This window comes from Streptomyces sp. NPDC003027, assembly GCF_053591435.1.
Map to the genome: position 1 here is coordinate 128,340 of NZ_JBSFTU010000014.1, position 7,657 is coordinate 135,996.

At 72.7% G+C, this 7,657-nt stretch carries 8 protein-coding genes; 2 read left to right on the top strand and 6 right to left on the bottom strand.

Annotated elements, in window-relative coordinates; translation table 11 throughout:
• Positions 1-2: 2 nt before the first annotated feature.
• Positions 3-350: an SCP2 sterol-binding domain-containing protein gene (locus ACWDX6_RS13325; RefSeq protein ID WP_451485045.1), complete on the top strand. Its 348-nt coding sequence runs from the start codon at positions 3-5 to the stop codon at positions 348-350.
• Here ACWDX6_RS13325 and ACWDX6_RS13330 read toward each other — a convergent pair.
• The 4 genes from ACWDX6_RS13330 to ACWDX6_RS13345 form a co-directional block, all read right to left on the bottom strand.
• Positions 339-1,169, bottom strand: a complete 831-nt coding sequence (locus tag ACWDX6_RS13330; protein ID WP_451485046.1) for an ABC transporter ATP-binding protein — start codon at positions 1,167-1,169, stop codon at positions 339-341. The two genes, ACWDX6_RS13325 and ACWDX6_RS13330, sit on opposite strands and share 12 nt — an antisense overlap.
• A gap of 26 nt (positions 1,170-1,195) precedes the next feature.
• Complete coding sequence (locus ACWDX6_RS13335) at positions 1,196-2,230, bottom strand: FecCD family ABC transporter permease (RefSeq protein ID WP_451485047.1); 1,035 nt, start codon at positions 2,228-2,230, stop codon at positions 1,196-1,198.
• On the bottom strand, positions 2,227-3,282 hold the full coding sequence (locus ACWDX6_RS13340; protein WP_451485048.1) for a FecCD family ABC transporter permease: 1,056 nt from the start codon (positions 3,280-3,282) through the stop codon (positions 2,227-2,229). The genes ACWDX6_RS13335 and ACWDX6_RS13340 overlap by 4 nt, the downstream gene beginning before the upstream one ends.
• Before the next feature lie 142 nt (positions 3,283-3,424).
• Positions 3,425-4,486 (bottom strand): HAD-IIA family hydrolase, encoded by a 1,062-nt coding sequence (locus ACWDX6_RS13345; RefSeq protein ID WP_451485049.1) that lies wholly within the window; start codon positions 4,484-4,486, stop codon positions 3,425-3,427.
• 86 nt (positions 4,487-4,572) lie between these two features.
• Here ACWDX6_RS13345 and ACWDX6_RS13350 point away from each other — a divergent pair, with 86 nt between their 5' ends.
• Positions 4,573-5,859, top strand: coding sequence for a DUF1015 domain-containing protein (locus ACWDX6_RS13350; protein WP_451485050.1), 1,287 nt, complete (start codon positions 4,573-4,575; stop codon positions 5,857-5,859).
• A gap of 62 nt (positions 5,860-5,921) precedes the next feature.
• Here ACWDX6_RS13350 and ACWDX6_RS13355 read toward each other — a convergent pair whose 3' ends face one another.
• Complete coding sequence (locus ACWDX6_RS13355) at positions 5,922-6,677, bottom strand: hypothetical protein (protein ID WP_451485060.1); 756 nt, start codon at positions 6,675-6,677, stop codon at positions 5,922-5,924.
• Positions 6,614-7,657 (bottom strand): hypothetical protein (locus ACWDX6_RS13360; protein ID WP_451485061.1); only part of this gene is annotated, 1,044 nt, incomplete at its 5' end. The genes ACWDX6_RS13360 and ACWDX6_RS13355, both read right to left, overlap by 64 nt.

The following is a 7,657-nucleotide window of genomic DNA, read 5'->3' on the forward strand; positions in this document are numbered from 1 at the left end:
CGATGGCCACGATCACGCAGTGCCGCAGCGCACTGGACAGACTTTCGGACAATCTCACGCGGGCGGACGGCGAGGTCCGCGGTGCCGCCGCGCTCGACCGCACCCTGAGCTGCCACATCACGGACCTGGACACGACGTTCAGCGGCCGCCTCGAAAGCGGCCGGATCGAGGTCCACGACACGGTGGACGGCCCGCCGCCGGCCAGGGCGCAGATCCGTCTGGCGATGACGGGCGACGACCTCGTGGCGATGGTGGACGGCGAACTCAGCTTCGCCAAGGCCTGGGCCTCCGGCCGGGTCAGGCTGGAGGCCGGCTTCCGCGATCTGCTGCGGCTGCGGTCACTTCTGTAGGGCGGGCTCCGGCTTTCCGGCCCTGGCCTTCCGCCCGGCGGGCACGACCAGCGGCGTCCCGGTCTCCGGGTCGTCGATGACCTGGCAGCGCAGTCCGAAGACCCGCTCGACCAGCTCGGCGGTCACGACCTCGGACGGCGGGCCCTCGGCGACGACCTCGCCACCGCGTACGGCGATGAGGTGGGTGGCGTACCGGGCGGCGTGGTTCAGGTCGTGCAGCACGGCGACCAGGGTCCGGCCCTGGGTCTCGTGCAGCTCGGCGCAGAGGTCGAGGACGTCGATCTGGTGCTGGATGTCGAGGAAGGTGGTCGGCTCGTCGAGCAGCAGCAGCGGCGTCTGCTGGGCGAGCGCCATCGCGATCCACACCCGCTGGCGCTGCCCGCCGGACAGCTCGTCGACGTACCGCTCCCCCAGCTCCGCGACGCCGGTCGCGGCCATCGACTCCTGCACGATGCGCTCGTCCTCGGGGGACCACTGGCGCAGCAGCCCCTGGTGCGGGTAGCGGCCGCGGGCCACCAGGTCGGCGACGGTGATGCCGTCGGGGGCGATGGAGGACTGCGGCAGCAGACCGAGGGTCTTGGCGACCTTCTTGGCGGGCATCGAGTGGATGGTCTGCCCGTCGAGCAGCACCCGCCCCTGGCTGGGCCTGAGCATCCGCGAGAGGGCGCGCAGCAGGGTCGACTTGCCGCAGGCGTTGGGCCCCACGATGACGGTGAAGGAGTTGTCGGGGATCGCGACGGACAGGTCACGGGCGATGATCCGCTGGTCGTAGGCGAGAGTGACCGACTCCGCGCTGAGCCGCTGGGTCTGACCGTCCATGGGGTTGCTCCTGGGGTTCGTCTCGTTCATATCCGGCCGGCCTTGCGCTCGGTGACGAGCAGCCAGAGGAGGTAGCAGCCGCCGAGGACACCGGTCACGACGCCGACCGGCAGCTGGCGGTCGCCGAAGGCGTTGGTGGCGGTCCAGTCGGCGACGAGCAGCAGCGCCGAGCCCATGAGGGCGGAGGCCGCCAGGTTGGGACCGGGAGAGCGGGTGAGCCGGCGGGCCAGCTGGGGGGCGCTGAGGGAGACGAAGACGATCGGGCCGGCGGCGGCCGTGGCGACGGCGACCAGCAGGACGGCGGAGCCCATCAGCACGATGCGGGTCCGCTCGACCCGCACCCCGAGCGCGAACGCGGCGTCGTCGCCCATCTCCAGCATGCGCAGCGACCGCCCGTGGCCGAGGACCAGCGGCAGCAGCAGGCAGCTGACCGCGAACAGCGGCCAGAACTGCGTCCAGTCGCGTCCGTCGAGGGAGCCGGTCATCCACACCACGGCGCGGGTGGCGTCGACCAGGTTGGCCTTGGTGATGAGGTAGTGGATGACGGCGGTGAGCATGGCGGCGGAGCCGATGCCGACGAGGACCAGTCGGTAGCCGTGCACCCCTCGCTTCCAGGCGAGCAGGTAGATCACGACGCCGGTGACCAGGCCGCCGACGACGGCTCCGGCCGCGGCGGCGAGCGCGCCGCCCTGGAAGAGGACGATGACGCCGAGCGCGCCGACGGTGGCGCCCTGGCCGAAGCCGATGACGTCGGGGCTGCCGAGCGGGTTGCGGGAGATCGACTGGAAGACCGCGCCGCCGATGCCGAGCGCGGCGCCGACGAAGACGGCGACGAGGACGCGGGGCAGCCGCAGCTCCATCACGGCGAACTCCTGGACGGGGGTGCCGTCGCCGAGGAGGGTGGCGACGACGTCGCCGGGGGCGATGGGGAGGTCTCCGTTGCCGATGAGGACGACGGCCGCGCCGAGGGTGAGGAGGAGCAGCGCGAGGACGGAGACGGCGGCACGGGGCTCGTAGCGTACGGAGAGCCCGCCGCCGGACCGTATGGACTTGGTGGTCACAGCTGGGCCATCCTCTTGCGGCGTACGAGGCGGATGAAGACGGGCCCGCCGACGAGCGCGGTGACGATGCCGACCTGCAGCTCGGCGGGGCGGGCGACGAGCCGGCCGATCACGTCGGAGCCGAGCAGGAGGACGGGCGCCAGGACGGCGGCGTACGGCAGGATCCAGCGCATGTCGGGGCCGGTGATGGCCCGCACCATGTACGGGACCATCAGCCCCAGGAACACGATCGGGCCGCAGGCGGCCGTCGCGGCGCCGCACATGAGGGTCACGGACACCATGGCGATGACGCGGGTGCGGTTGAGGTGGGCGCCGAGGGCGCGGGCGGTGTCGTCGCCCATCTCCATGGCGTTCAGCGGCCGGGAGATGAGGAGGGCGAGGACGACTCCGGCGACGATGAAGGGCGCGATCCTGCGCACCGTCTCCATGTCGGCGGAGGCGAGCGATCCGACGGTCCAGAAGCGCAGCCGGTCGAGGGCCGCGGAGTTCAGCAGCTGTACGGCGTTGACGTAGCCGTAGAGCGCGGCGGTGGCGGCGGTGCCGGCGAGCGCGAGGCGTACGGGGGTGGCGCTGCGGCTGCCCCCGAGGAGGTACACGACGACGGACACGACGGCCGCGCCGATGAAGGCGAACCAGACGTAGTCGGTGACCTCGGTGACTCCGAGGAACGCGATCGCGGAGACGACGGCGGCCGCGGCACCGGCGTTGACGCCGAGGAGACCGGGCTCGGCGAGGGGGTTGCGGGTGAGGCCCTGCATCACGGCCCCGGAGAGCCCGAGCGCGACGCCGACGAGCAGCCCGAGCAGGGTCCGGGGGACGCGTACGTCATGGATGATGACGTCGTTTCCGGTGCCGCTGTTCTGGAACAGCCCGTGCCACACATCGCCGAGCGGCACCGGTTTGGCGCCGATCATGATGCTCAGGACACAGACCAGCAGCAGGACCCCGACGGCCACGACCAGCCCGACGGCGCGCACGGAATGCCGGCGCGTCGGCGTCTGGGCGGGACCTGTCGACTCCGCGCTCGCGAGGGAAGGACTCTCGACCAACACGGAGTTAGGTTAGCCTACCCTCGCAAGACGCCTGTCGCACGGTGGAACGCCTTCCGGAAGCGGGGCGCCGCCGCGCGCACGCAACCCCTCCCCGGAGCCGGGGACACCACCACGCGTCACGCGAACCCCGTGGAGCGCCCCCTCACCACCCGAGCCTCTCCAGCGCCTTCCCCGCGTCCAGCCCGCAAGCCCCCGCGCCCGCCTCGGACCACGCCGCCCCGCACAACGCCCGCACCCCGTCCAGCACGTCCGCGCCCTCCCCCTCCAGGACCAGCGCTCCCCCGCTCACCGTCGCGGTCCATCCCCCACACGCGAATCCGCCCCCGGCCGCCTCGACGACCTCCGGCTGCCCTGCCAGCAACCCCCGCAGATCCGCCGCCACATACGTGGGCCGGTGCTCCGGCACCGCCGCCAGGAGCTGTGCCACATCCGTCACCCCGGTCAGCACAAGCAGCGAGTCCACGCCCCCGTTGAACGCACCCTCGATGTCGGTGTCCAGCCGGTCCCCCACGACCAGCGGCCGCCGCGCGCCGGTCCGCAGCACCGTCTCCCGGTGCATCGGAGGCAGCGGCTTCCCCGCCACCTTCGGTTCGGCTCCCGTGGCGATCCGTACGACCTCCACGGCCGCCCCGTTGCCCGGCCCGATCCCCCGCGCCCCCGGAATCGTCAGGTCCGTGTTCGACGCGTACCACGGCACGCCCCGCGCCACCGCGTAACTCGCCTCCGCGAACCGGCCCCACGGCAGCTCCGGCCCCCCGTACCCCTGCGCCACCGCCGCCAGACCGTCCTCGTCCGCGGACTCCACCGGCTCCAGGCCGCGCTCGCGCAGCGCCACCCGCAGCCCCTCGCCGCCGATCACCAACACCTTCGCCCCGACGGGCACTTCGTCCGCGATCAGCCGGGCCACCGCCTGGGCGGAGGTGATGACGTCCCCCGCCTCCGCGGGCACCCCCAGCTCCGTCAGATGCGCCGCCACCGCGTCCGGCGTCCGCAGCGCGTTGTTGGTGACGTACGCGAGGTGCATGCCGCCGGCCCGGGCCTCGCCCAGCGCCTCCACCGCGTACGGGATCGCCTCCCCGCCCGCGTAGACCACGCCGTCCAGATCCAGCAGCGCCGTGTCGTACACCTCGCTCAGCGCCCGCGCGCTCGCCCCGGGCCGGTTCCTGCCCTGCCGCCCCTGGCCGCCGCCGCTGCCGTCGCCCATGACCTCGTACTCCTCACATCACCGTACGGAACTCCCCCGCTCCCCCCGATCATCGCTCATAGCCACCATCCACTTACGATTGCGCAATGAACAACTCAGGTCTCGCGGCCGACGACGTCCGCGCCGACGGTCTGCGCCTGGTCCCGTTCCGGGGGCTCCGCTACGTCCCCGAACGGGTCGGCAGCCTGGCCGCGGTGACCTCTCCGCCGTACGACGTCGTCGTACGGCCCGACGGGCTCCACCACCTCGAGTCCGCCGACCCCCACAACATCGTCCGGCTGATCCTCCCGCAGGCCATCACCGCCGGCACCCGGCACCGCAAGGCCGCCGTCACCCTGGACCGCTGGCTCGCGGACGGCGTCCTGGCCCCGGACCCGGAGCCCGCGCTGTACGTGTACGAGCAGCACGGCGACGGCATCCTCCAGCGCGGCCTCATCGGCGCCCTGGAACTGTCCACCCCGGCCGAGGGCATCGTGCTCCCGCACGAGGACGTGATGCCGCACATCGTGGAGGACCGCGCCGCGCTGATGCGGACCACGGCCGCCAATCTGGAGCCTCTCCTCCTCACGTACCGCGGCGACGGCGACGGCGCCGCGGAGGTCATCGAGCGTGCCGTCCAGCGCGAGCCCCTGCTCTCCACGACCACGGAGGACGGCTTCAGCCACCGGCTCTGGTCCATCACGGACCCTGCCGAACTCGCGGCGGTCTCCGCCGGCCTGGCCGAGCACCAGGCGCTCATCGCCGACGGCCACCACCGCTGGGCGACGTACCTCAGGCTGCGCGAGGAGCACGCCTCCCCCAGCCCGTGGAACTACGGTCTGGTGCTGCTGATCGACACCGCCCGCTATCCGCTCCGGGTCCGGGCCATCCACCGTGTGCTCCAGCGCCTGCCGGTGGCGGAGGCGCTCGCGGCGCTCGGCGACGACTTCCGCGTCCGCCGCGTCGAGGGCCCGCTGCCGGCCGCCCTGGAATCCCTTTCGGCCTCGGCCGGTGAAGGCAACGCCTTCCTCCTGGCCGGCGACGGGGCCTTCCACCTCGTCGACCGGCCCGCCCCCGAGCTGCTCGCGCGCACGATCCGCGCGGACCGCCCCGAGGCGTGGCGCACCCTGGACGCCACGGTCCTGCACGCCACGCTCCTCGACCACGTCTGGCGGATCCCGGACGCTCCCGAGGACATCAGCTACATCCACGACAGCGAGGCCGCCGTCGCCCAGGCCGAACGCCGGGGCGGTACGGCCGTGCTCATGCATCCGGTACGCGAAGAGGTCGTACGGGACCTGGCGCGGCAGGGCGTCACGATGCCCCGCAAGTCGACCTCCTTCGGCCCGAAGCCGGCGACGGGCCTGGTGCTCAGGAGCCTGGCCCTGGACTGAGCGGACGGGAACGCAAAAGAGGGCGGCACCCCGGAAGGGGTGCCGCCCTCTTTCACACGACGTCAGTCCTTGCGCTCGTCCGCGTCGTCGTCCCCGTCAGCGTCCTCGGAGTCGTTGTCGTCGCCGACAAGCTCGGACTCGTCGATGGCGTCGACGAACTCCACACCGTCCAGCTCGGCGAGCCGGTCGGACGCGTCCGTGGCGCCGTCCTTGTCGGCCTCCAGCGCCTTGGCGAACCACTCACGGGCCTCACCCTCGCGCCCTGCCGCCAGCAGCGCGTCGGCGTAGGCATAACGAAGGCGGGCGGTCCACGGGTGCACGGCGGTCGACGCCAGCTCGGGGCTCTGCAGGGTCACGATGGCCGCGTCGAGCTGTCCCATGTCACGGCGGGCACCGGCGGCGACGAGCCGCATCTCGACCTGCCCGGCCTTGTCCAGCTTCTGCACCTCGGGCTCGCCGGCCATGGCCATCGCCCGCTCGGGCCGGCCCATGCCGCGCTCGCAGTCGGCCATGACGGGCCACAGCTCGACACCACCGGTCATCCGCCGGGCGGCACGGAACTCGGCCAGCGCCTCGGAGTACTTCTGCGTCGCGTACGCGGCGAAGCCCGCCGCCTCACGGACGGCGGCGACGCGGGACGCCAGCCGCAGGGCGATACGGGAGTACTCGTACGCCTTCTCCGGGTCCTCGTCGATGAGGTTGGCGACCATGACGAGGTTGCGCGCGACGTCCTCGGCAAGGCCCTTGGGCAGGCTCATGAGCTCCTGCCGCACGTCCTGGTCGATCTCGTCACCGGTGACGTCGTCCGGGATCGGCAGCCGCTTGATGGGCGCCCGGTCGGGACGGTCCCGGTCCCGGTCGTCCCGACGGCCGTAGCCACCCCGGTCGTCCCGACCACGGTAGCCACCGCCGCGGTTGTCATCGCGCCGGTCGTCACGCCGGTCGTCACGCCGGAACGCGGGCCGGTCACCACCACGGTCATCACGACCACGGAAGCCACCGCCACGGTTGTCACCACCACGGTCATCGCGACGGAAGCCACCGCCCCGATTGTCACCGCCGCGGTCGTCGCGAGGGAACGCCGGGCGGTCGCCGCCCCGGTCGTCACGGCGGAAGCCACCGCCGCCACCACGGTTGTCATCGCGCCGGTCGTCACGCCGGAACGCGGGCCGGTCGCCACCACGGTCATCACGACCACGGAAGCCGCCGCCACGGTTGTCATCACGACGGTCGTCACGGCGGTCGTCACGCCGGAACGCGGGCCGGTCACCACCACGGCTGTCGTCGCGACGGAAACCACCGCCGCCACCACGGTTGTCACCACCACGGTCGTCACGCCGGAACGCGGGCCGGTCACCACCACGGTCATCACGACCACGGAAGCCACCGCCACGGTTGTCACCACCACGGTCGTCTCGCCGGTCGTCACGGCGGAACGGGGGCCGGTCGCCACCGCGACTGTCGTCGCGACGGAAACCACCGCCGCCACCACGGTTGTCACCACCACGGTCGTCACGCCGGAAGGCCGGCCGCTCGCCACCACGGTCGTCCCGACGGAAGGAGGGACGGTCGTCACGCGAGTAGCCGCCGCCACGGTTGTCATCACGTCGGTCGTCGCGACGGAAACCACCGCCACCACCACCACGGTTGTCACCACCACGGTCGTCACGGCGGAACGCGGGCCGCTCACCACCGCGACTGTCGTCGCGACGGAAACCACCGCCACCACCACCACGGTTGTCACCACCACGGTCGTCACGGCGGAACGCGGGCCGCTCACCACCGCGACTGTCGTCGC

Bases quoted from the DNA above. Each gene is read 5' to 3' on its own strand.
- ACWDX6_RS13345 (WP_451485049.1), bottom strand. From the start codon at position 4,486: ATGGGCGACGGCAGCGGCGGCGGCCAGGGGCGGCAGGGCAGGAACCGG.
- ACWDX6_RS13330 (WP_451485046.1), bottom strand. From the start codon at position 1,169: ATGGACGGTCAGACCCAGCGGCTCAGCGCGGAGTCGGTCACTCTCGCC.
- ACWDX6_RS13325 (WP_451485045.1), top strand. From the start codon at position 3: ATGGCCACGATCACGCAGTGCCGCAGCGCACTGGACAGACTTTCGGAC.
- ACWDX6_RS13350 (WP_451485050.1), top strand. From the start codon at position 4,573: ATGAACAACTCAGGTCTCGCGGCCGACGACGTCCGCGCCGACGGTCTG.